Source organism: Variovorax paradoxus (assembly GCF_000834655.1).
GTDB lineage: Bacteria > Pseudomonadota > Gammaproteobacteria > Burkholderiales > Burkholderiaceae_C > Variovorax > Variovorax paradoxus_F.
Genome location: NZ_JXQQ01000107.1, coordinates 1 through 934, shown reverse-complemented (window position 1 = coordinate 934; position 934 = coordinate 1). Strand labels below are relative to the sequence as shown.

At 64.0% G+C, this 934-nt stretch carries 1 protein-coding gene; it reads left to right on the top strand.

Features of this window, described 5'->3' with window-relative positions:
* Window positions 1-934 (top strand): TRAP transporter substrate-binding protein (locus RT97_RS28690; RefSeq protein ID WP_042582265.1); only part of this gene is annotated, 934 nt, incomplete at both ends.

The following is a 934-nucleotide window of genomic DNA, read 5'->3' as shown; positions in this document are numbered from 1 at the left end:
GGCGCAGCAGGAGCGCGTGATCCGCTTCGGCCACCTGAACAACGCCGACCACCCCGTGAGCTTCGGCGTCAAGCGATTCGCAGAACTGCTCGCTGCCAAGAGCGGCGGCAAGATGAAAGTCCAGGAGTTCCCCGCCTCCCAGCTGGGCAACGAGATGCAGCAGCAATCGGCCCTGCAAGGCGGCGTGCAGCAGATGTCGGCCCCTGCCACCACGTCGCTCGCAGGCATCGTCAAGGAGTTCGGCCTTGTCGACTTCCCCTTCTCGGTGAACAACTTCGCGCAGGCCGATGCATTGCTCGATGGGCCTTTGGGCCAGGCGCTGATCGCCAAGCTCCCCGAGAAGGGCCTCGTTGCCCTGGGCTACTGGGACCTGGGCTTTCGCAACGTCACCAACAGCAAGCGCCCCATCACCAAGCCCGAGGACCTCGAAGGCCTGAAGATCCGCGTGATCCCGAACCCGGTGTTCCTGGAGACCTTCAAGGCCTTCAAGGCCAATCCGGTGCCCATGCCCTTCGCCGAGTTGTATGGCGCGCTCGAATCGAAGGCGGTGGACGGCCAGGAGAACCCGTACGCGGTGATCCTCTCGAACAAGTTCTACGAGGTGCAGAAGTTCGTGAGCGCCACGAACCACGTCTACGCGGCCAACATCGTGCTGGTGAGCAAGAAGTTCTGGGACTCGCTCACGCCCGCCGAGCAGAAGATGATGAACGACGCGGCCAACGAGGCGCGCGGCTATCAACGGCAAGTGAGCCGTGCCGCGGCACAAAGAGCAGTCGGCGACCTGCAGGCCAAGGGCGCCCAGTTCAACGAACTCACGCCCGCCGAGCAGGCGCGCATGCGCACCGTCGCCAAGCCTGTGGTCGACAAGTTCGCCGCCCAGTACGACCCCGCCATCGTCAAGCTCTACAACGACGAACTCGCTCGCATCCGCAAG